Below are 20,227 nucleotides of genomic sequence, written 5' to 3'. Positions count from 1 at the left end.
CCGAACGCACCAAATGTGATGGCTGGCGTGCAACGGGTGACGAACAGCGGAGAACAAGCAGGTCTCCACCCGGCGGCATGACGTTTTCGCGAACAACAGCGGGACTGCGACGTTGCACCGACTTGTCGGGGCGACCTTCGTAGTCCCGTTCGCTTTCGCCACTAGCCCGGCTGGGGACGAGCTCCGAGACCTGCCCCTGGTCTGCGCGCAGCTTGGCGGTCCACACAGGGCTCCAAGCCCGCGGAGCGAGGGCGCCTCGGAGCCGACCCACGAGAGACTTCAATGGTCGCTGGGGCCGGCGCCGGGCCCGCTACGCGTGATGCCCAGCGAACCTGCCGACAGGCGGTGTCACTTCCCGCCCTGCACGTCTGGCAGCTTGTGTTTCAGCTCTCCAACGACCTCGTTGATCTTGGCCATCATCTCCGCAGACAGTCCCGTTTGGTTACCGCGGGCGGCCAAGCCGATGATCTGTCCTCGGTGAATTGAGCCGAAGAACTGGAGCGCTTCAAAGAAGTCACGGGCCGCTGGGTCGACCTCCGCATCGTCCTGGAAGAGTTCAGCGCCGACCTGGAGGGCGTGGGCCAGCCCGGCACGCACTACGTCGGAAGCGTCGGTGGTGGCACCCGTACGGAGCGCGACGATGTCGTCTGCCGTGACGGCCGTCATGCCCGCATGCTCATTGACGGCCCGTGCGATTTCCTCGTCAGAGGGAGGCTCCTGGCCAACGTAGCCGTGTTCCAGGAGGAAGGTGATCTTTTCCCTGATCGTGCGGGGGGAGGACACCTGCTCGTCACGCGAAGACGTAGTACGAATCCCAAACGAGCGGTCCTGCGCCGCCAGCAACTCCTGTTCGGTCACCCCATAGGCCTGCGCGAGTGGCTCCACGTAGGCATCGCTGAGCCTGCGCCTCCCGGATTCAGCGTTGCTCACCGGCACTCGGCTGGCATTGATGATCGCGGCAGCCTGCCCCTTGCTGAGGCCGGCGTCGCAGCGCAGGAGCTGCAGGTCCGGCGGGCCGTCGTGGGGGAAAAGGACATTGAGCGCCTGGCCGAGCGCCGCGGCAAGCGCGGGAAGTGTCTCGCCCTTGGGGAATTCGCTGCCGTTCTCCCACCGTGCGACAGCCGGGCCGCTAACGCCCACCATCTCGCCCAGCTGCTTCTGGCTGAGATCCCTGCCCCGTCGGACAGCGCGTACGCGACTGCCGTCGAACTGACGTGGGGGCACATGAACTCCTGCGAGGTGGCGGTCTAGGCGATCCGGGTGGTGTCTAGAGCACTGTAGTCGACGGCTTGATACATCCGCACAACTAACGTACGTTCCTGTATCGCAGCTGGTGATCAGGGGCGATGTCTCTCCATGGTGCCAGCTCTTCGCTGATGCATACGCCTCGGCGAAGGATTCCGGCCGACGAGGCAGCGAAGCCCCAGACGCATGGCCCAGAGCCTTGCGTGGCGGTTCCGCGCCGGTCACGGGGGTGCTGCGCCGCAGTACGCAGGTTCTAGAGCTATGTCTAGACCTTGCGCGGGGGTCCGCATAGCTTGTTGCCGAACCCGCCGGGCAGGAGCCCGGTGGGACGTTAAACCAGGGGGAGGATCCGTGAGGACGCAGCGCGAGCCGCACGAAAGCAGCGGCTAGGGATACAGAAACGGCGCCGGAGAGCAGCAACTCCCGACGCCGACTGTGCAACGCCAAGAGCAGCAACTCTGGCGCTGTGCGCAGATCACCTCGGGCTCCAGCAAGAGCCCTTGAGGTCACCCACCTACACCGCACCGGCCCCCTTTCCACGGAACACGGTGCGGATCACTTCACCGGAGAGTGTCGCATGTCCACACCCCTGCGCGAAAGGCCGTCGATCGACGCCTGCGCAAAATCGCCGTCCCTTCAGGCTCGCATGCTGGCGCAGCGCCTCGAAGGGATGCTGCCGCAGGCCGCCCAGGTCCGCGTCAAGCTGATGGACGGCCGGACCGCCTGGCCGCACCTCGACGTCCGCGCCACGAATGCCGCCGGCGGCTCCGTGCGGATCAGCCGGACCCAGGCCCATGTCGCGGCCCGCTGGATCATTCGCTGCCACCCCGGCGCCGACTGGGCCCTCGCGAGAACCTTCGATCTCCGCACCGGCTTCCTCGCCGGGGGCGCTGCCTGATGGCACGAATCCGCACCATCAAGCCGGAATGGTTCCAGTCGGAGGACCTCGCCAAAGTCGGCCTCCACGCCGAGCGCACCTTCCTCGGTCTCATCAGCCACGCCGACGACTCCGGGCGCCACAAGGACCTCGCATCCCTCATCACCGGATACATCTGGATGGTGCGCGGGGACCACGACATCGCCGGCGTCGAGCAGGACCTCGATGCGCTGGCTGACGTCGGTCTCATCTGCCGGTACACCGGCTGTGATGGGAAAGAGAACCTGCACCTGGTGACGTGGGAGAAGCACCAGCGCATCGACAAGCGCTCCACCTCCCGGCTGTCGCGCTGCCCGCTCCACCAGCAGCACCAGCAGTGCGGGGGCTGCGACTCGGACCGGTGCCCGCAGACCGAGCGGCGCAAGGCGGAATCGGCTCCGCGAGTCCTCCCGGAGGTCTCCGGGAGGACTCCGGGAGGACTCGATCCCCGGGTTTCCATCGAATCCGAGGCGGCCCTCTACCCGCGAGACATCGTCGGAGACGCGCTGCTCGCACCGGAGGCGGAGTCGTCGGCGCACCCCGCCCAGCCGACCCTGGTCGGGTCCAAATCCGCAGGTCAGGCGCTTATCGGGGAGACCTCCTCGAACACTCCCGGAGTGCTCCGGGAGGGGAATGCGTCTGGATCTAGGATCTTGGATCCTGGATCTTCCCTTACGGGGCGCGTGGCGCCCGAGCCGGTCGCTCGACCTGGTTCGGTCTCCGCCAAGGAGCTGGTGGCCGAGTACGTCACCGAATGCGGACAGCGTCCGCCGCAGAAGGTCCTGGGACACCTGGGCCGGGAAATCAAGGCCCTGCTCGACGAGGGATTCGAGCCGAACACGGTGCGCACTGCTCTCGGGCAGCTGCGGGCCAAGGGGCTGAACCCCTCCACCCTCGCCAGCCTGGTGAACGCGGTCATCAACAGCTCGTCCTCCGCCTCCGGCGCGGGGCTATGGGCCAGCGCTTCGCCCTCCAGCGCGCCCTACTTCAACAGCACCGCCCCCGCCCCCACGACCTTCGGAGTGAGCCTGTGACCCGCACCGCCCTCCGTGAGCCCCTGCAGGCCGGCGAGCACAGGCTCGTCGCCCGGTGGAGGGACAAGCTGACCGAACGCGGCATCGACTTCGACGGACCCCAGATGCCTGACAGGCTGGACATCCAGCCCGCCCTCGATGCCGCGCAGGCCCGCATCCCCTTCGACTACCAGGACGCCGAGGCAGATCATCCGGTCGTCTCGGCCTGGGTGGCGAAGGTCGCCGCGACTGCGGTCGCCGACAACCACGGCGGACGAGGGCGCCGCGCCATCGGCCACGGCCCCTCCCTGCTGCTGTGGGGGCCGACGGGCACGGGCAAGACCCGGCAGGCCTACGGGGCCATCCGCGCACTGACCGCGGCTGGGTGCGGTGTGGCCTGGGAAGCGGTCTTCACCGCGAACCTCTACGCGGAGATGCGGCCCCGGCCGGGCGTGGACCCGGAGTGGATGCTGCGCCGCTACATGCGGGCGCCGGTACTGCTGCTGGACGATCTCGGGCTGCCCAAGCACACGCCCTGGAACGAGGAGTTGACCGGGCGGCTGCTGAACTACCGGGCCGAGCGGCACCTGCCGACGATCGTGACCACGAACCTCCCGCCGATCCGTACGCCGGGCATGCCCACTGAGCAGGAAGTGCTGCGCGACAAGATCGGCGACCGTGTCCTGTCGCGGCTGGCCGGCATGTGCGTCCAGGTCGAACTCAACGGACCCGACCACCGCTACCTGCGGGCCTGACCCTCTCCCCACCCCGAACACACGGTGCGGCCTTCTGCCCGCGCCTCTGCCCGCCTCACCGCCAGGACCCTCCACACCACCCCGCTGCTGCTGCCGGGGACGTGGTGACCGCGCGCCGGCCGTGAGGCACATCGGAGAATCCCATGCACTACATCACCACCCACGAGACCTCGGCCGTCGACCTGCGCGGCGTCGGCGACCACAGCTGGTACGAGCGCGCGCTCTGCTACGGCATGGACATCGAGGAAGCCGACAAGACCTTCTTCCCCGAGGCCAGCGCCACCACGGACATCCAGCGGGCCAAGATGATCTGCGGCCACTGCCCGGTCCGACAGGAATGCTTCGACGCAGCCATGGACACGGCAAGCCGCACGGGAATCCGGGCCGGCCTGACCGAGTCCGAGCGCAGGCCGTACCACAAAAAGGTTGCCGAGCGCCTGGACTACCGGCGCGTCGAGGCGGTCTTCCGCGGGCGCGACGTCGCGCTGTCCACAACCGAACGCGACCACGTTGTCAGAAGGGCCCTCCACCTCGGGTGGAGCATCGAGAGACTGGGCAAGCTGCTGGGAACCGAGCACGACTACACCCGCAGGCTGATGAACAAGCAGCGCAAGGCGATGGCCGATGAGCAGGCGGCCAAGGAGCAAGCGGCTGCCCTCACGAACGCCGAGGTGGTCAACAGCCCCAAGGCCCCGACGCCGTCCCTGGTCGTCGACTTCAGGACGGCCGCGTGACCAACCCGGCAGTCAAGGTCGCGCCCGTGAGCGCGTGGGACCGGATGGCGATCGTCGCACTGGGCACCGCTGGCTGCGCGCTCTCGTACGACGCGCTCCAGCAGATGGCGGTCGCCATCCACGTCCGAGGGTTCCTCACCTACCTGTTCCCGCTCGTGGTCGACGGGTTCATCGCGTACGGCGTCCGCGCCCTGCTCGTGCTTGCCGCCGCTCCACTACGAGCCCGGCTGTACGTGTGGACGCTCTTCGGCACCGCGACCGCTGCGAGCATTTGGGCCAATGCGCTCCATGCGGTCCGGCTGAACCAGCAGACCGTCCTCACCAGCGGGCTGCGCCTGGGAGACACCGTCGTCGCGGTGCTGTCCACGCTCGCGCCGCTGGCCCTCGCCGGCGCGGTCCACCTGTACATCCTCATCACGCGCCACCAGCTCGGCGACTCCCCCCGGACCAACCCAGCGGACCAGCGGACCAAACAGCACCCGGACCAGGGGGCGCCTTCGGCGCCACACGTCTGGGCCCCGCAAGACCACCAGTCCGGTCCGGACCCGGAGCGGCCACAGGGCGCAGACATCGCGGACCGCTCGAGCGAGCCTGCCGGAGCCAACTCCGGCCGAGGATTCGCATCCCGCCTGCCCAACCCGCATAGCGCCCGAGAGGGGGCAGACCACGGACCAGCAGACACCCCCGCACCCAACGATCGCCTTCGGAGCGAGAACTGGGCAGGCCCCAAGCCGGCTGTGGATCGCACCCGCATCGCCGCAGCTCAAGCCGAAGACCAGCGCGGACCGGACCAGCTCTCTGGACCAGACCCGGCCGGACCGACCCCGGACCAGACCCCCGGACCACACCCGGCCGGACCGACCCCGGACCAGACCCCCGGACCACACCCGGCCGGACCGACCCCGGACCAGACCCCCGGACCACACCCGGCCGGACCGACCCCGGACCAGACCCCCGGACCAGCAGCTGATCCCGTGCCGCTGGAGGTGCTACTCCCCATCGCTCGCGAAGCCGCGCTCGCCGGCGGGCGGATGACTCGCCGGGTCATCGGCCCCTACCTGCGCGAGAAGAACCTCCCGATCGGGAACGAGCGGTTCTCCGAGCTCCAGGAAGCGCTGTACCGAGATCCGGCTCTCTCCCACCTCCCCCGTCCGAAGCGGAGCACGCCCGTGGCAAAGGAACGCCTCGCGCGCGGCTGAACCTCCAAAGGCGCAGGTCAACGCCCTGCTCCTCGATCTCCATGCGGTGGCCCGCGCAGCCATGCGGGCCACCGCCCCCACAGACACCGAATGGAGCCGTCCTTGTCCCGCGCACCCGCACCACACGGCCGTCCCCGAGTGGCCGACGACGCCGAGGCATACGCCTGGGCGGAAGTCCTGGTCCGGTACGGCCACCTTCACGCCGCCGTGCCAACCCCCACCGGGCAGTGGCTCATCCAGGACAACCCCGACGCGCCCGTCCGGGTGCTGTCCGGCCCGAGTGCCCTGGTTGAGGTCGCAGCAGGCGTTCAGCGCTGCATCCGCCGGATGAGGGCTCGCAGGCCATGACAATCCCGATCAGTCCCCCGCCCAGCTCCACGGGGCAGCCGGTCACCAACCCGACCTCAGGGCGAGCAAGTTATCCGCTAAGACCGTCTTCCCCGTCGGGGAAGACGGCCTCGGCGCAGCCCGCCCCCAGGGTGGCGGGACCGGACCAGCGCCAGGGGGCGCTGGTCCGGGAAGCAGCGACCGAGGGCGGATCGCAGCCGGAGAAGCAGCCGTCGCGACGCAAGCGCCGTGACGCCAAGAAGATCGTGCGCAAGCGCTCGCCGAAGTCCGGCGACGACAAGCGCTTGAACGTGATCTACGTCCGTCTCAACGACACCGAGAAGACAGTCCTCACCGCTGCCGCCGTCGCGACACGAGCAAGCCTGCCCGCTTTCCTCGCCCGCAGTGGTCTTGCCGCCGCAGGTGACCTCGACAACACCGCCGCCGCCATCGCCGGCCACCGCGAGACGGTCTCGGAGCTGTTCGCCGCGCGCCGACACCTCGGTCGCGTCGGCAACAACCTCAACCAGATCGCCCGCGCCATCAACTCCGGTGGCCAGCCCGAGGAACTGGACGCGGCACTCGCCGCTGTCCGGCAAGCCGTGGATCGCGTCCAAGCCGCCACCGACCGCCTGCTGAACCAACCTTAGGAAGACACCACCAGCATGATCCCCAGGATCCACAAGCGCGGGAAGCGCACCATCGGCCTGCTCGCCTACCTGTACGGGCCGGGCACGCACGAGGAGCACACCGACCCGCACCTCGTGGCCTCTTGGGACGACAACGCCCCCGACCCCGGCCGCGACCCGCAGGCCACCTTGAAGCAGCTCCAGCGCCTCCTCGATCAGCCTGTGCAGAACGCCGAAGAGGACAGCCGCCCCGCCCGGCATGTGTGGCACCTGTCCGTCCGTAACGCCCCCACCGACAGGATCCTGTCCGACGAGGAGTGGGCGGACGTCGCCCGACGCATGGTTGCTGCTGCCGGAATCGACGACCCGGACCAGGGCGCCGGTTGCCGCTGGGCGGCAGTTCGTCACGCCGACGACCACATCCACATCATCGCCACCCTGGTCCGCGAGGACGGCTACAAGCCCGACCTCGACCAGGACGCCCAGCGAGTCCAAGACGAAGCCCGCCTCCTGGAAGCCGAACTCGGACTGCGCCGCCTCAACTCCGGCGATCGCACCGCAGCCCAGCGGCCCACGAGCGCTGAACGCCACAAGGCCGAGCGTGAGCGCCGCGAGCGCACCCCGCGCGAGGAACTCCGCGAGACCGTACGGCGCGCGGTGGCCGGCGCCAACAGCGACACGGAGTTCTTCGATCGGCTCGCAGGCTCCGGCCTCCTCGTCCGGAAGCGCGTCGCACCGTCCGGAGACCTTCTCGGATACACCGTCGCCCTGCCCGACGACCGGAACAAGGACGGCGACCCGGTGTTCTATTCGGGATCGAAGTTGGCCCCCGACCTGTCGCTGCCTCGCATCCGCGAGCGCTGGAGCGGCATGCCCGACCAGCCCGAGACCGACGACAGCACGAGGCTGGTGGCCGAGCCTGGCATGTCCAGGCCGGCATCGGCTCGCCGCCGCGCGGCCGGGGCCGTTTGGCAGGCGGTGCTGGTCATCGACCAGGGCGAGGACGGCGCGGTCGCAGCACAGATCGCCTCAGCCGCGGAGGTCTTGGACGCACTCTCCAAGACCTCCGCCGCCCATACGCGGCGCGAGCTCCGCGAGGCCGCGGCGGCGTTCGAGCGGGCCTCTCGGTCGCACGTCCGCGCGGTACGCGACCACGACCGGGCGCTGCGACAGGCCGCCCGCGACCTTTCACACGGTGGGCCGGCCCTGGGCCGCGGCGAGGACGGCGCCACCACGGCGATGGTGATCGACATGCTGTTCTTCCTCGTCACCGCTGCCGCTCTGTGGCACGGGAGGAAGGGGCACACCCAACAGGCCGCCGCTGCCCAGCAGGCTGCCGAGTACCTCCAGGCCGCGTACTCGAGTGCTGCCGAACGACCCATCGGGGCGTTGTACGAACGCGGTCGGCACCTTTCGCTCCCAGTTCGGCGCCGACACGAATCCGTAGTGCGGCGGGCTCTGCCGGACCTGGCCGAACAGCTACTGGCCGAGCCCGGCTGGCCGGCGCTGGCCGCCACGCTCGCTGAGGCGGAGGCTGCCGGACATCAGCCGGGGCCTCTACTGGCCGCCGCCGCTGCCCGCCGAGAGCTGGGCACCGCCGATTCTGTCAGCGACGTCCTGGTGTGGCGCCTGCGCCGCATGGCCGACCTCCCCGCTGATCCGGCCAAGGGCATTCCGTCTGCCGCAGGAGCCACCTCGCGGCCGACCGGTGCCCGCCCCACCGCTGCCGAACAGCCCTCCCGCCGCTCGCCAGGGCTGTGAACGTTTGTTGAGTAGAACCAGGTCACGCCCACGAGAGAGGGTGTGACCGTACACGCGGACCACGATCACCCGGAGGCGCCCATGTTCCGCAGCAGACGAGGCCGACAGGACGATTCGGTCCGCCAGTTCCAGGCGGAGGCGATGCACATCGCCTCCACCGCGCAGGAACCGGACCAGGGCGGTGCGGTCCCCACGGCCGGCGCGGCCGAGACCGGCTCGGTGGCGATACCGGTCGATCTGCTCGTGCCGGCGCCGGAGCAGCTGGCCGGCACGATGATGCGTTACTGGGCGCCACTGTCCGTGGACGGTGCAGTGATCAGCTGCACTGAGTGCGGGGCGTACCGGGACTGGCTGGTGCTCAACAGCGGTGATCACGTATGGGTTCGCTGCCGCAGCGGCCACGAGGCGCTCGTGCCCGGTCTCGACAGTGACTGGTACGCACAGAACTCGGGCCCGATCGAAGGGGTCTTCGGCAGCCGGGAGGAGGGACTGACGTCCTTCGGATACGACGGCACGTTCGCGGGCGCGATCCTCTGACCTCGCAATTCGCCATCACCCCCCTTGGAAGATCAGCATCGCCAGGGGGCACCGTCGACCCGCACACACGCACGGGGGGATCACACATGCGACACCACAGCACCACCCTGCTCGGCTTTGCCGCAGCGGCCACGCTCACGCTGACAGCCTGCTCGACCGGCACCACGCCGGACCCCGGCTCCGCCGGCACCCGGAAGGCGAGCAGCTCCACCACAACGCAGCAGGACACGAAGGCCGTGCCGCTCTCGGCCGACCAGCTCGGGCCGCGTCTGCTCGACATTGTCGACATGGGCTCCGGCTACCGGGTCGAGCCGCAGCAGGATTCGAAGCACGACGACATCGCCGTCGTGGGCTGCCCCGCACTGGAGAAACTCGGTGGAGCCGCCGCCGGCGGGTCGCTCGGCTTCCCCACCCAGGCCAAGGTCACCTTCGCCTACAGCGGGTCCGCCGACTCCGAGGTGGCCGAGGAGATATACACCGATGCCGAGGACAAGCTCTCCTCCGGCACCCGCACCGTCTTCGACGCGATGACCGCCTGCCCGAAGTACCAGCTGGCGTCCGGCAGCACGCCCATCAACGTCACCACCCAGAAGGTCACCGCACCGGAGCGCGGCGACGAACGGTGGGCAACGGTGATGACACTCTCTGGCGGAGGCCAGACCACGATGATCAAGCAGGTCGCCGTGCGGTCTGGCACCGTCCTGGTCGTCCTTTCCGGCAGTCCCGGCCTGGTCGACACGCACCTCGACAAGGCCCTCGACAAGGCCTTGGCTCCGGTCACCTGATCCCGCACGAGCTGACACCCCGTATCTCCGGACGGGGCGCCGCTCTGTTCTCCCGTCAGACGAACAGAGCACAATGACGCCCCTGGCGGAGTCCCGTCCGGCGGGGGCTTCGTCGTGTTCGGATCGCGCCAGACCTGTCCCCAGCCCTTGACGCTCATCCCGCGCTCGGGAACCGTCACACGCAAATACGCGCAATCCGCTGGACAGGGGAGATCGCTATGACGCTACGGTTCGTCGGGATAGACCCCAACACCGGAGGTGACGGCTCACCGACGGTGTGGGTGGAAGAGGAAACGGCCGACCTGGTCATACAGGGCGAGGAGGCCGACGACTTGTTGAGGGCACAGGTCGGCGGAACGCAGTGGGTCGCCGGTCACGACACGGGTATCCCTCCGCACGAGACAGTGATCCGTATCCCCGCCCGCATGGTGCCGATCTTGAGGGAGGCGTGTGATGACGCAGAACGGCGTGCCGGACTTCGTGACGATGCTGAGGACCGCTGAACGCAGCGCGGTCCACCTGGAGATGCGCGACGTCTACAGCGTCGGCGACGAGGTGGAGGAGTTCGAACGGTTCAGGCAAACCGGCGAGATCGTTCTGGACCCAACGGCGGCCTGGTGGCCGGAGTGGCTCGGGATCGTCCGGGAAACGGTCGGACGGGGCGTGATGATGCGCCGAGCCCGGATTGTGTCCGAGCCGGTCACCGACTACATCCGGTGGGAGCACGCGGCCACGCCCCTGAACGTCGAAGCCGGGGAGCATGTCCGCTGGCTTCCCCGCCGTCAGGCGTCGGACATCGCGCTGCCGGGAAACGATTTCTGGCTGATCGACGACCGCCTGGTGCGCTGGAACCACTTCACCGGTGTGGGCGACTGGGACGACCCGAAATACTCGGTGAGTGAAGTACCAGCCGTGGTCAGGCTGTGCGCGGACGCGTTCGAGGCCGTATGGGAACGTGCCGTCGACCACAAGAAGTACACCGTCTGACGCGCACCACCCATGCCCATCTCCCCCTCCTCCAGCGCTCAGGCGGCCCGCGAGGCGCTCGCGGTGCGCCTGTCGCACCTGCGCCGGGATGCCGGCCTCACCGGACGTGAGCTTTCCGCCCGGTGCGGCTGGCACCCTGCCAAGACCACCCGCATCCAGAAAGGCGATGCCGCCCCCTCCGACGCGGACATCCGCGCATGGTGTGCGGCCTGCGATGCGGACGACCAGGCCACAGACCTGATCGCCACCTCTCGCGCCGTCGAGTCGATGTACCAAGAGTGGCGCCGCCTACACAAAAACGGGCTCCTCCAGGCCCAGGAGAACGCCTACACCGCCAACGCGCAGGCGTCTCTCCAGCGCGTCTATGTATCCAACGTCGTCCCCGGATTTCTCCAAACCGCCGCGTACGCGACGGCGCTGCTCGGGAGCATCACCCGCTTCCAGGGGACCCCGGACGACGTCACCGAGGCCGTGGCCGCCCGCGTCGCACGGTCCCGGTTCCTCTACGAGGGCACCCACCGATACGCGGTCATCCTGGAAGAGTGGGTACTGCGGTCCAAGATCGGGGATTCCCAGACGATGGTCGGCCAGCTCCGTCACCTGCTCACCGTGATGCCGCTGGTCTCCGTGTCGCTCGGCGTCATCCCGGCCACCGCCGCGCGCACCATGTGGCCGCTGGAGGCCTTCTACCTCTACGACGACCGGCGGGTGCACGTAGAAACCCTGACTGCGAAGCTCGGCGTCACCCAGCCCCCCGAACTCGCCGACTACGCCCAGGCGTTCGAAGAGCTGTCGAATATGGCCGTTTACGGCGACGAGGCCCGCGCACTCATCGACGCCGCGATCACCGCGCTGAGATGAATTTTCGCAATTAACCGCAACACCGTTGGTGCTGCTTCCCACTCGACGGCAGGGTGGTCACAACCGCCGGGAAGGCACCAGGCTCCCCAACCGGCGGTAGATACGAGGAGCGCCCTGCCTCACGTCCCCTGATGTGGCAGGGCCCGCCCCCGACGAGGAGGCCCCGCTGTGACCACCGCGCACCGCCCGCCGTCCCACCAGTTGCTCCCCGCCTGGCTCCACGAGGGCGCCCGCGTCCTGGACCCTGCCAAAGACCGTGAGGGCATCGCCCAGTTCATCGGCCCCCGGGAAGACCCCGAGCCCCGGCGGATAGTGCCGTGCGCCGTCTTCGTGCGGCCCGAGGACGGCGGGATCGAGTGGACGGTTCCCCCGGGCGCGGTACGGGAGGCTGAGACGCGGTGAGGTTACGGCTGCTGGACGAAACCGAGCTGGCCGGCGACCCCGCCCGGTGCGTGGAATTCTCCCTCGACCAGGTCCGCGTCGAAGACGGCCGCCTCACCCTGCGCGTTACCCCGGCCGAGGTCGTCTACCTGCGTTTCGAGGCCGAAGAGCTCCTGGATGAAATCCGCGGTGAGGTCGAACGCGCGGAACGCGCCTGGCGCCGCGCCCTCGGCGAGTGGCACGAGGAAGGCCGTGCCGCTGTAGAAGCCCGAGAGCCGGACGTGACATTGCTGGCCCGGGTTCTCGAAGGCCTTCGACGAGATGCCCTGGTGCCGGTCTAACCGGCCTACAGATTTCCCTCCCCGCACCTTCCAGGCAGTCGGCACGGGCAGGGATGCACCACCAGCACCACCCCCTTCATCACTCGCACACCCTCGAGAGGAGCAGCATCATGTCCGACACCAGCACCACCCCGGCGGTCCAGCCCGAGGGCACCCCGCCCGCCGTGATCGACCTCGGCGACGCGGCCACGCTGACGAAGGGCAGCGACAACTCAGGCGTCGAGAGCAAGCAGACCCCGTACGACGCCTGACGCTCTCCGCGTCACTGATGCACCGGGCGGCGGCCCTCCTCCACGGGGGCCGCCGTCCCGTGTTCCGCACCTCAAGGAGGCAGGGGAAGCGATGCGTTGGTTCGGAGGATGCGCGCCGGGTGGGCCCGCGAGGGCGCCCGAGAGCGCGCGGCTGATTTGGAGTGACCCACCGCTGTGGGCTGCCGGGGACTGGTCCGAGCGCTACGTGAGAACGCTCGAGGGCAACGGGCGTCGCCTAGCGGTGTTCGGCCCGTGCGCAGCCAGCAGCCACGACCTCGACCGGGCCCTGTACGAGCCGGGCCCTTTCGGAGCGGGCCGGATGTGGCCCGGGTCGTACGCGGTGGTCCGTCAGGGGCAGTCCGGCGACACCGAGATCTTCACCGACCCGGTGTCGGCAATCCCCCTCTACACGACGCGCTTTCAGGGCGGCACCGTATGGGGCTCCAGCTCCAGGGCCCTGGCCGCTCTAGGCGGCGGGGGGATCGATACCGCATGGATGGCAGCGTTCCTACTCGACCGCCAGACCCCCGCACCACGCCGCAGCGCCTGGGCAGGCGTGGCGCCGGTGCCCGCCGGATCGCGGCTGCTGCTGAAGACGACCGGCTCCGCGTCGGTGACATCCTGGTGGTCTCCATCGCGTCGCTCATACGAGGAAGTGGTGCCGCTGGTCGCCGAGGCACTGCACGAGGGGGTGCGGGCCCGAGCCGAAGGCGTCAAGGTCTCCTGTGACGTCGCGGGCATCGACTCCACCACGATGGCGGTCCTCGCCGCCCAGCACGGCCCGGTCCTCGGCCTGACCGCACACCCCGACGGCGTCACCGAGGGCGGCGACATGCGGTACGCGCGCCAGGTGCCCGGTTTGGATCACGCAGAGTTCCCACTGCGCCGCAACCACCTGCCTTTCACCCCAGCTGACTTGGAGCTGCCCGCCACCGACGGGCCCGCCCCTTCCTCGGGGCTGTGGGCCTCGTTCTCCGGACAGCTCCTCACCGTCGCCGATCGGGGTTCGCTCTGCCACCTGACGGGAGACGGCGGCGACAACCTGTTCCTGTCTCCCCCCGTGCACCTGGCGGACCTGGCCCGCAGCGGCCGGTGGGTGCGGATGGGGCGGGACGCTCTGGAGTGGTCGCAGCTGCGCCGGGAAAGTCCATGGCCGTTGGTCATGGCCGCGCTCTCCGGCTCGGTGGCCCGCCTCCACCGGCCGTGGATGACGAGACCGCAGTGGCTGACCGCCCCGACCACCGAACCGGTTACGCCCCCCGAGGACGCGGACGCGGTACTGATCGCGGACCTGCGCGGCGCTGCTCGGGCTGCTGCCGCTGACGTCGAACTGGCCGCCGCTCTCGGCCTGGAGCTGGCCAATCCCTACTTCGACGGCGCACTCCTGGACGCGGTGGTCTCCGTCCCGCCCGAAGACCGGTTCAGCGTGCGCCGGTACAAGCCACTACTCGTCGACGCTGTGGGGGGTCATCTGCCCGAGGCACATCGCACCAGGGCGGCCAAGGGAGTGTTCGCCGCGGACTTCCACCGGGGGGTACGGACGAACCTCCCTTACCTGCTCACGCTGGCGGACGGGCGCCTGGCGGCAGCCGGTCTGATCGATCCCGGGCCGCTGCGGACCGCCCTGCATGGCGTGGCTCTGGGCGCGAGGGCGGTCTGGCCGCCGCTCCTGGCCGCGCTGACCGCCGAAATGTGGCTGGGCGCGATCGAGTCGGAGAAACCAGTGCGGTGGTCGCCGGCCCGGGAGATGACGCGGTGAACAACAACCTGGTGGCGGTGGTACTCCCCGCCTCGTGCGTGGTCCTGGACTACCGCAGCGGACGCACCGAACTCCACACGATCCCGCCCAAGGGCGCCCTGACGATCCAGCACCAGGAGGACGTCCCCTCGTGGGGGACGATCGAGGTGGCCGCCACCCTCACTCGGGTACCCGCAGCTCCCTGGACGCAGCGTGTGGCCGCCGTCCCCGTCCTCCTCGCCACGGCGGTCGTGGCTCACGCAGGTTCCCGCTCGGGGAAGTTCCACCGCCTGGTGCGGCTGGCAGGGATCGGCCGAGGACTACCCCAGGCGAGCAAAAGCCGGGCCCGGGACGCGGTCAACGCCATACGGTGGGCGTCGCGAGTGATGCCCGCACGCTGGGCCTGCCTGGAACAGTCCACCGCAGCCGCCGTACTGATGGCAGCGTCGGGACGCCGCGCGGAGTGGCGCCACGGCATCGCCGGGGACCCGGTACGGATGCACGCCTGGATAGCCGACCCCGACGGCCGGCCCGTCGAAGAGCCCCCGGATACCGCGCTGTACGCCGTCACCTACACACCCGATGGACCGTCCCTCGCAGAGGGTCGGAAAGGAGCCGCCTCATGACTGAAACCCGTTCGAGTGAATCCCACGTGCTGCTGCGCGGGGAACGCCTCGCGCTCGGCCAGCCCCGCCGGGAGATGCTGCCCCACTACCACCGGTGGGAGAACGACCCTGGGACTCTCCTCGGCTACGGGAACCAGTTCCCGCAGGCGTGGGAGGTCCGCGAGAAAGGTTGGGAGGGACAGCGCGGGAACAGGAACTACCAGCAGTTCGAGATCCTCGACGGCCCCGAGCCGGTCGGGATGACCATCCTCATCGTCAACGCCTTCGTACACACCGCCGAGTTCGTCATCGTCATCGCCCCCGAGCACCGGGGGAAGGGCTACGCCACCGAGGCGACCCGCCTGACACTGGACTGGGCGTTTCACCTCGGTGCCCTGCGCATGGTCCACCTCAAGGTCCTCGCCCCCAACACCGCGGGAATCAAGGCGTACGAGAAGGCCGGGTTCCAGCAGTCCGGCCGGATGCGCAAGTCCGGATTCTGGCTCGGCCGGCCGGTGGACGAGCTGATCATGGACGCACTCCCCGAGGACTTCACCGGCCCCTCAGCCGTCCGACCGTTGACCGAGGACGGCCGCGACTGACCGTTGCACACACCTGTGCCCCGCCCCCTAGCCACCGGGAGCGGGGCACAAGTGTTGTCTCAGGCCATGACGGTGCCGGTGATCGGCGGTGTCGACTTCGGCGACTCGCCGCCCGCATTGAGCGCGGTCACGGTGAAGACCGGGGCTTCGCCCGCGGTGTATCCGGTGACCGTGGCCGCCGGGCCGGGCGGGCACTATGTCCCCCGAGGAGTCCCCCGGCACGCCCGCGGGATCTGAACGGCTCCGCTGATCCACCGCCCAGCCACTGGACCCGGAAAGGCTGGCCACCAACGGCAACAGCAGAAGCCCCCTCCATCCGTCCGGCGGGGCATCGTTGTGCTGGAATCAGGCCGTTGATCCCGCGGACTTTTCAGCGTCCTCCCCTGGACCGGTCAGGGCATGTGGCTGACCGTGAGGCAGTGTTCGGAGACGTGCGGGAGGGTTCGGCGAGGCACCGGTGCCGGGGCGACGAGCGCCTCGGCGAAGGCAGCGACGAGGTCCTGAGGCGCCGAGTGGCTAAACGCCGCACACCACAGGTACGGGCTTCCCAGCTCGGGCTGCGACCAGGCCATCCAGCCGGGAAGATCCGGACGGGGGTCCTGGTCTTCGATCCCGGCGGGAAGAACCGCCCAGGACCAGGACGAGGCCAACGAGGCGTCCCAGAAGGTGTGCTCCGGGTCGTCTGCGTCAGGGGCCCAGCCCGCAGCTGCCAAGACCTGCGTGACCGCGTCGATCCCGTCAAAGCCCCACGCAGGCTCCTTCCTCGCGTCCAAGGCGAGCACGAAGGCTGTGAGTGCTTCGTGGGGGATGCCGGCGGTGAAGTACGCCGTCCATGCCGCGATGCCGCGGTCGGGGGCCTCGCGTGCGGAGATTTCCCAGGCGATGGGAAGGTCGCCCAAGCCGGTGGTCAACGGGTCGGCCAGTATCCACTCGGCGCTTCGGAGCTGGTCCGGGCTGGAGTGGAAGAAGGACTTGTGTGCCGTCGTCCAGCAGGACCAGCCGGCGCCCGTCAGGGTGTGCCCGACGGCCTCGGCGAGGTCTCCGTCATCTCCGGCCAGGTGCCGGGGACTGGCCCAGAGCCAGCCTGTGTGGGGCGTGCTCGGTTCGGGCGGGGTGTGGGAGTACAGGGGCGCCTCCAAAGGGCTCGGCGGCCGATCATGCCAGCCTTGCGGATCGGCGTACTGCGCGGCGGCTGAGGGAGACCGTGCCTGTGGGCGGATGCCAGGTCAGGGCCTGAGCGATGGCGGGCGGAAGGACCTCCCCCTGCCCCGCTTCGCCGAGGAAGACCACCTGGCCGCCTTGTCCGTCGCGGGCTGTGACGATCTCGCCGGCGAAGTGGACATGCGGAAACTCCGGGTTGATCGCGAGGAAGAGGGGTGCGTTACGGTCACAGGACGCGAGACGGTCGATGATCTCGCCAACGGTCACGGCGTGATGGGTCTGCGGTTGCACTGGTGCTCCTTCTGGACACGCCGGGGCACAGCACGGCGCGTGAAGTGGGACAAGCGGAAGAGGCGTCGGGCTGGGACCGGGGCCGGTCCGAGCCGTTGTTGCGGGTCAGCTGCGCCGGGAGGTGGCGAGTACGGTCTCGACGGCTGCTGCCACGACGGCAGCGGGGGTCTCGGTGCTGAACCTCGCTTGATAGCCGTGGGTGGTGGCCGTGCCGGTGATGGCGATCACCCAGCCGACGTCGAGGTCGCCGGGGCGGCCCTCGGGAAACCAGCCGAGGTAGAAGCGCCCGTCCTTGCTGGCGACGTGCGCATCGGCTCGGTCGTCGACGACCAGGTTGAAGTCCTCGGCGGTGAAGCGGTCGATGACCTGGGTGGGGTGTCCGCGGCCGAGGAGCCACGTGCGGATGCGCAGGGCCTCGATCGTGGTGGAGAAGCCGGGCTGGTCGCCGGCGTGAGTCATGGGCGGCTCCGTGCTCGGAAGGGGCAGGAAGTCACCCACTTTGACATGCACCTGCGGTCGTGTTCCAGCAGGTGAGGCGTTCTGTCGCTCTGCCGTCAGCGATCTCCCTGATGAGGTTTCCTGACCGTACTGACAGCACGAAGCGAGGGCGGCATCCCCTGGGGGATACCGCCCTCGCTTGCGTCTTCAGTTGTCCCGCCGTTCACGGCGGTGATGGGTGCGTCAGGAAGCGTCGTTCGACTGGTTGGCGTGTCGGCGTCGCACGGCCCAGATGGCGCCGGCTCCGCTACTGATCAGGAGGCCGCCTACTGCGGCGAGCCAGGCGGTGGAGGCGGCGCCGGTGCGAGCGAGCTGGCCGTCGGGACCGGCAGTGGCTGTGGCCGTACTGGTCGGGGTGACGGACGGAGTGGGGGTACCGCTGGAGTTGTCCGGCGTCGGGGTTGCGGGTGCGGAGGCCTCGGGGGTGGGCGTGGGCGTGGTGGTGGGCGGCTTGCTCGGCTGCTGGGTCGGCGGCGTGGTGGCGGTGGGCGTATTGGTGAACTCGGCGGTCGTTGCGGCGGCGGGCTTCGCCGTGACCTGTACCGGGCTCGAGTCCAGCTGGTAGCCGGCAGGTGCCTTGGTCTCGGTGGCGGTGTAGGCGGTACCGGTGCGTACGGTGACGGTGAGCCGGGCCTTGGCCGTGCCGTCCTTGCCCGTGGTCAGGGTGACGGATTCACCGCCGCTGCCGGAAGGCCGGATGTTGATCACGGCGCCGGCGAGCGCCTTGCCGGTGGTCTTGTCGGTCTTCTTCACCGTCAGTTCCGCAGGTTTGAAGGGGTCGACGACGGTGATGGGGGTGACCTGGCCTGGGGTGACGATGACATCCCGATCCTCGGCCAGGTCGTGGATGGCGCTGCCGGAGTCGGTCTCCTTGAGCCGGTAGACGCCCGGGGTGACCTTCTCGAAGCGGAGGATGCCGTCGGTTCCGGTCTTGCCCTGCAGGGCCTTCGCACCGTTGATGGTGTCAAGGAGACTGAACTGGGCGCCTTCGAGCGTGGCGCCGGCGGGGTCCTTTTTGTGGATCTCAACGCCGCCGGGCTCCGGCTCGGGCATGCTGCGCGGAGCCGGCGCCGACGTGGACGGGGTCGGCTCGGGTACCTCGGCTGAGGCCGAGGGTGCCCAGGTCAGGGCTCCAGTCGCGACGGCGGCTACGGCGATGGCAGCGGTGGGCGCCTTGCGGCGGGCGGTACGGCTGGACAACGAGGTTGTGCTCCTTGGTGGGTTGATTGAACGGGATACCCGCGTATGGCTGGGCGAGTCAGCGGGTGCGGGCCGTCGCGTTGTGCGGCGCCACCGGCGGCAAGGCTGGCGTGTTGGCGGGTTTGCGGTCCGGGGCGGGGGCCAGCAGGAGGTGCTCTGTATAGAGGGGGACTTCGCGCGCGATGCGGGTGAGCGGCTCCTCCGCGACCAAGGAGGTGGTGAAGGCCGCGACGAAGGTGACGGGGGTCCGGCTGGTGAAGGATGCTCGCCACAGCGGCTCGCTGGGGTCGCCCACGTTCAGCATCCAGACAGGCTTGTCGCGGTCAGTGGTGGCGTACCGGTGTTCCAGGTGGGCCATGCCGTCCGGGCTGCGGAAGTGCTGCGAGCCCCAATTGCTGGCGGTGTGGGTCCAGCCGGCGTTGAGCAGTGGCAGGTACGCAGCTACGGGAGCGGTGTCGTCGTGGAACAGCAGCTCGCTGTCGCTGTAGGTGTCGTCCAGGTAGAAGTGCAGCAGTTCGGTGTGGAAGTCCCAGATCATCTCGACGGGGGTGGAGGCGTCGAACCTGGCGTTCCAGGCTGCCGCTGCGAAGGGCTGCTGGTACGCGGCGGTGATCCAGGCCCCTTCTCCGGCTGCGCCGCCGGGATCGGCCAGGAAGCCGGAACGCAACCTCAGGCAAGGGCTGGAGGCCACTTGGTACCCGTCCTCCGGGCAGTGGAAGGACCAGTCGTGGTCACCGCTGTTGTGAGGAAATGGCCATCCGTCGAGGATTTGGTCGGAGCCGCGACCGGCAAGGTGCCGGGCATGGACGGATACGAGCTTGTCCGAGGGCAATGAGCTCATGGGGTCGGTCAGTTCAGGTCCGTTCGTCGGAGGAGTAGTTCTGCCATCAGCTATCGGTGGCGGCCGTGGGCGGCGGCCTTCTCGGCGAGCGGCAGCGATGTGGTGCGGGCAACCGAGGCGCCTGTACGAGGAGGGGTGGGGCGGGTGGAGAACCAGAGGTCGGCGTAGCGGGTGACGGCGGCCTTCAGGCGGGTCCAGTCCCCACCGGCCCAAGGCGCCGGGCCCGATGTGCGGGGGTTGAAGTCGCGGAAGACTGCGTAGCCGTCGGATCGTTCCGTTCGGCCTGCCGTCCTGTCCCGTGTGCGGAAGGTGCCGTGGTCGGCGAAGGAGAGCACGATCTCGTCGATTGGTCCTCGGTCCGGGTGAACGATGCTCAGGTGCAGGCCGCCGTACTCCCCGTGGCGGATGGTGGGCTGGAAGGAGACCCGGAGGCGGAGTGAGCTGTCAGGGGCCGCCGCGTAGTAGCTGTTGCCGACTACGGCAGCGTCATCGAAGGTGAGGGCCAGTTCCTGGGTGAAGAAGGCGTTCGGGGACAGCGCCATGGACGTGGGGCCTCCTGTTGGGCGAGA

General features: G+C 69.3%; 26 protein-coding genes. 19 read left to right on the top strand and 7 right to left on the bottom strand.

Annotated elements, in window-relative coordinates; translation table 11 throughout:
* Nucleotides 1–348: 348 nt before the first annotated feature.
* Nucleotides 349–1,224 carry a helix-turn-helix domain-containing protein gene (locus tag AC07A6_RS00990; RefSeq protein ID WP_478775529.1) on the bottom strand — a complete coding sequence of 292 codons (876 nt, stop codon included), beginning with the start codon at nt 1,222–1,224 and terminating at the stop codon, nt 349–351.
* Nucleotides 1,225–1,891: 667 nt separating this feature from the next.
* On the opposite strand from AC07A6_RS00990, the gene AC07A6_RS00985 reads away from it, so the two are divergent.
* The 19 genes from AC07A6_RS00985 to AC07A6_RS00895 all read left to right on the top strand — a co-directional run bounded on the left by AC07A6_RS00985 (nt 1,892) and on the right by AC07A6_RS00895 (nt 15,904).
* The gene (locus AC07A6_RS00985) at nt 1,892–2,143 is read left to right on the top strand and encodes a transcriptional regulator (RefSeq protein WP_478775528.1); all 252 of its coding nucleotides are present in this window, start codon (nt 1,892–1,894) and stop codon (nt 2,141–2,143) included.
* Nucleotides 2,143–3,195: a UBA domain-containing protein gene (locus tag AC07A6_RS00980; RefSeq protein WP_478775527.1), complete on the top strand. Its 1,053-nt coding sequence runs from the start codon at nt 2,143–2,145 to the stop codon at nt 3,193–3,195. Before AC07A6_RS00985 ends, AC07A6_RS00980 begins: the two co-directional genes overlap by 1 nt.
* On the top strand, nt 3,192–3,929 hold the full coding sequence (locus tag AC07A6_RS00975) for an ATP-binding protein (protein ID WP_478775526.1): 738 nt from the start codon (nt 3,192–3,194) through the stop codon (nt 3,927–3,929). The genes AC07A6_RS00980 and AC07A6_RS00975 overlap by 4 nt, the downstream gene beginning before the upstream one ends.
* A 143-nt stretch (nt 3,930–4,072) precedes the next feature.
* Entirely contained in the window at nt 4,073–4,663 is a 591-nt protein-coding gene (locus AC07A6_RS00970; RefSeq protein WP_478775525.1) for a WhiB family transcriptional regulator, read from the top strand.
* A 44-nt stretch (nt 4,664–4,707) separates the two neighbouring features.
* Nucleotides 4,708–5,862, top strand: coding sequence for a DUF2637 domain-containing protein (locus AC07A6_RS00965; protein ID WP_478775629.1), 1,155 nt, complete (start codon nt 4,708–4,710; stop codon nt 5,860–5,862).
* Nucleotides 5,863–6,341: 479 nt separating this feature from the next.
* The gene (locus AC07A6_RS00960) at nt 6,342–6,839 is read left to right on the top strand and encodes a MobC family plasmid mobilization relaxosome protein (RefSeq protein WP_478775524.1); all 498 of its coding nucleotides are present in this window, start codon (nt 6,342–6,344) and stop codon (nt 6,837–6,839) included.
* Between the two features lie 15 nt (nt 6,840–6,854).
* Entirely contained in the window at nt 6,855–8,579 is a 1,725-nt protein-coding gene (locus tag AC07A6_RS00955) for a relaxase/mobilization nuclease domain-containing protein (RefSeq protein ID WP_478775523.1), read from the top strand.
* A gap of 81 nt (nt 8,580–8,660) precedes the next feature.
* Nucleotides 8,661–9,116, top strand: a complete 456-nt coding sequence (locus AC07A6_RS00950) for a hypothetical protein (RefSeq protein WP_478775522.1) — start codon at nt 8,661–8,663, stop codon at nt 9,114–9,116.
* An 86-nt stretch (nt 9,117–9,202) separates the two neighbouring features.
* Nucleotides 9,203–9,901: a hypothetical protein gene (locus AC07A6_RS00945; protein WP_478775521.1), complete on the top strand. Its 699-nt coding sequence runs from the start codon at nt 9,203–9,205 to the stop codon at nt 9,899–9,901.
* A gap of 218 nt (nt 9,902–10,119) precedes the next feature.
* Nucleotides 10,120–10,404, top strand: a complete 285-nt coding sequence (locus AC07A6_RS00940; RefSeq protein ID WP_400748995.1) for a hypothetical protein — start codon at nt 10,120–10,122, stop codon at nt 10,402–10,404.
* Nucleotides 10,355–10,888, top strand: a complete 534-nt coding sequence (locus tag AC07A6_RS00935) for a DUF6879 family protein (protein WP_478775520.1) — start codon at nt 10,355–10,357, stop codon at nt 10,886–10,888. Before AC07A6_RS00940 ends, AC07A6_RS00935 begins: the two co-directional genes overlap by 50 nt.
* 12 nt (nt 10,889–10,900) lie before the next feature.
* On the top strand, nt 10,901–11,749 hold the full coding sequence (locus tag AC07A6_RS00930; protein WP_478775519.1) for a helix-turn-helix domain-containing protein: 849 nt from the start codon (nt 10,901–10,903) through the stop codon (nt 11,747–11,749).
* Nucleotides 11,750–11,917: 168 nt separating this feature from the next.
* The gene (locus tag AC07A6_RS00925) at nt 11,918–12,151 is read left to right on the top strand and encodes a hypothetical protein (RefSeq protein ID WP_478775518.1); all 234 of its coding nucleotides are present in this window, start codon (nt 11,918–11,920) and stop codon (nt 12,149–12,151) included.
* Complete coding sequence (locus AC07A6_RS00920) at nt 12,148–12,471, top strand: hypothetical protein (RefSeq protein ID WP_478775517.1); 324 nt, start codon at nt 12,148–12,150, stop codon at nt 12,469–12,471. Before AC07A6_RS00925 ends, AC07A6_RS00920 begins: the two co-directional genes overlap by 4 nt.
* 110 nt (nt 12,472–12,581) lie before the next feature.
* Nucleotides 12,582–12,722, top strand: a complete 141-nt coding sequence (locus AC07A6_RS00915) for an albusnodin family lasso peptide (protein WP_398672368.1) — start codon at nt 12,582–12,584, stop codon at nt 12,720–12,722.
* Nucleotides 12,723–12,813: 91 nt separating this feature from the next.
* The gene (locus tag AC07A6_RS00910; protein WP_478775516.1) at nt 12,814–14,481 is read left to right on the top strand and encodes an albusnodin/ikarugamycin family macrolactam cyclase; all 1,668 of its coding nucleotides are present in this window, start codon (nt 12,814–12,816) and stop codon (nt 14,479–14,481) included.
* Nucleotides 14,478–15,086, top strand: coding sequence for a lasso peptide biosynthesis B2 protein (locus AC07A6_RS00905; RefSeq protein ID WP_478775515.1), 609 nt, complete (start codon nt 14,478–14,480; stop codon nt 15,084–15,086). Before AC07A6_RS00910 ends, AC07A6_RS00905 begins: the two co-directional genes overlap by 4 nt.
* Nucleotides 15,083–15,667: a GNAT family N-acetyltransferase gene (locus AC07A6_RS00900; RefSeq protein WP_478775514.1), complete on the top strand. Its 585-nt coding sequence runs from the start codon at nt 15,083–15,085 to the stop codon at nt 15,665–15,667. Before AC07A6_RS00905 ends, AC07A6_RS00900 begins: the two co-directional genes overlap by 4 nt.
* Before the next feature lie 66 nt (nt 15,668–15,733).
* Entirely contained in the window at nt 15,734–15,904 is a 171-nt protein-coding gene (locus AC07A6_RS00895) for a hypothetical protein (RefSeq protein WP_478775513.1), read from the top strand.
* A gap of 155 nt (nt 15,905–16,059) precedes the next feature.
* Here AC07A6_RS00895 and AC07A6_RS00890 read toward each other — a convergent pair whose 3' ends face one another.
* The 6 genes from AC07A6_RS00890 to AC07A6_RS00865 form a co-directional block, all read right to left on the bottom strand.
* Entirely contained in the window at nt 16,060–16,806 is a 747-nt protein-coding gene (locus AC07A6_RS00890) for an SPDY domain-containing protein (RefSeq protein ID WP_478775512.1), read from the bottom strand.
* Nucleotides 16,807–16,822: 16 nt separating this feature from the next.
* On the bottom strand, nt 16,823–17,119 hold the full coding sequence (locus AC07A6_RS00885) for a hypothetical protein (protein ID WP_478775511.1): 297 nt from the start codon (nt 17,117–17,119) through the stop codon (nt 16,823–16,825).
* Nucleotides 17,120–17,224: 105 nt separating this feature from the next.
* Nucleotides 17,225–17,578 carry an SPDY domain-containing protein gene (locus AC07A6_RS00880; protein ID WP_478775510.1) on the bottom strand — a complete coding sequence of 118 codons (354 nt, stop codon included), beginning with the start codon at nt 17,576–17,578 and terminating at the stop codon, nt 17,225–17,227.
* A gap of 222 nt (nt 17,579–17,800) precedes the next feature.
* Complete coding sequence (locus AC07A6_RS00875) at nt 17,801–18,817, bottom strand: MSCRAMM family protein (protein ID WP_478775509.1); 1,017 nt, start codon at nt 18,815–18,817, stop codon at nt 17,801–17,803.
* A gap of 58 nt (nt 18,818–18,875) precedes the next feature.
* The gene (locus tag AC07A6_RS00870; protein WP_400748967.1) at nt 18,876–19,508 is read right to left on the bottom strand and encodes an SPDY domain-containing protein; all 633 of its coding nucleotides are present in this window, start codon (nt 19,506–19,508) and stop codon (nt 18,876–18,878) included.
* Nucleotides 19,509–19,708: 200 nt separating this feature from the next.
* Nucleotides 19,709–20,200 (bottom strand): hypothetical protein, encoded by a 492-nt coding sequence (locus AC07A6_RS00865; protein ID WP_478775508.1) that lies wholly within the window; start codon nt 20,198–20,200, stop codon nt 19,709–19,711.
* Nucleotides 20,201–20,227: the final 27 nt, after the last annotated feature.

Source organism: Streptomyces sp. NPDC044002 (assembly GCF_056434525.1).
Note: the sequence above shows the minus strand (reverse complement) of the source record. Positions and strands in the feature narration are given on the sequence as shown.

Coding starts and splice junctions, on each gene's coding strand:
- AC07A6_RS00900 (WP_478775514.1), top strand. CDS start 15,083: ATGACTGAAACCCGTTCGAGTGAATCCCACGTGCTGCTGCGCGGGGAA.
- AC07A6_RS00965 (WP_478775629.1), top strand. CDS start 4,708: ATGGCGATCGTCGCACTGGGCACCGCTGGCTGCGCGCTCTCGTACGAC.
- AC07A6_RS00880 (WP_478775510.1), bottom strand. CDS start 17,578: ATGACTCACGCCGGCGACCAGCCCGGCTTCTCCACCACGATCGAGGCC.
- AC07A6_RS00865 (WP_478775508.1), bottom strand. CDS start 20,200: ATGGCGCTGTCCCCGAACGCCTTCTTCACCCAGGAACTGGCCCTCACC.
- AC07A6_RS00985 (WP_478775528.1), top strand. CDS start 1,892: ATGCTGGCGCAGCGCCTCGAAGGGATGCTGCCGCAGGCCGCCCAGGTC.
- AC07A6_RS00970 (WP_478775525.1), top strand. CDS start 4,073: ATGCACTACATCACCACCCACGAGACCTCGGCCGTCGACCTGCGCGGC.
- AC07A6_RS00930 (WP_478775519.1), top strand. CDS start 10,901: ATGCCCATCTCCCCCTCCTCCAGCGCTCAGGCGGCCCGCGAGGCGCTC.
- AC07A6_RS00895 (WP_478775513.1), top strand. CDS start 15,734: ATGACGGTGCCGGTGATCGGCGGTGTCGACTTCGGCGACTCGCCGCCC.
- AC07A6_RS00915 (WP_398672368.1), top strand. CDS start 12,582: ATGTCCGACACCAGCACCACCCCGGCGGTCCAGCCCGAGGGCACCCCG.
- AC07A6_RS00940 (WP_400748995.1), top strand. CDS start 10,120: ATGACGCTACGGTTCGTCGGGATAGACCCCAACACCGGAGGTGACGGC.
- AC07A6_RS00910 (WP_478775516.1), top strand. CDS start 12,814: ATGCGTTGGTTCGGAGGATGCGCGCCGGGTGGGCCCGCGAGGGCGCCC.
- AC07A6_RS00945 (WP_478775521.1), top strand. CDS start 9,203: ATGCGACACCACAGCACCACCCTGCTCGGCTTTGCCGCAGCGGCCACG.
- AC07A6_RS00950 (WP_478775522.1), top strand. CDS start 8,661: ATGTTCCGCAGCAGACGAGGCCGACAGGACGATTCGGTCCGCCAGTTC.
- AC07A6_RS00980 (WP_478775527.1), top strand. CDS start 2,143: ATGGCACGAATCCGCACCATCAAGCCGGAATGGTTCCAGTCGGAGGAC.
- AC07A6_RS00955 (WP_478775523.1), top strand. CDS start 6,855: ATGATCCCCAGGATCCACAAGCGCGGGAAGCGCACCATCGGCCTGCTC.
- AC07A6_RS00935 (WP_478775520.1), top strand. CDS start 10,355: ATGACGCAGAACGGCGTGCCGGACTTCGTGACGATGCTGAGGACCGCT.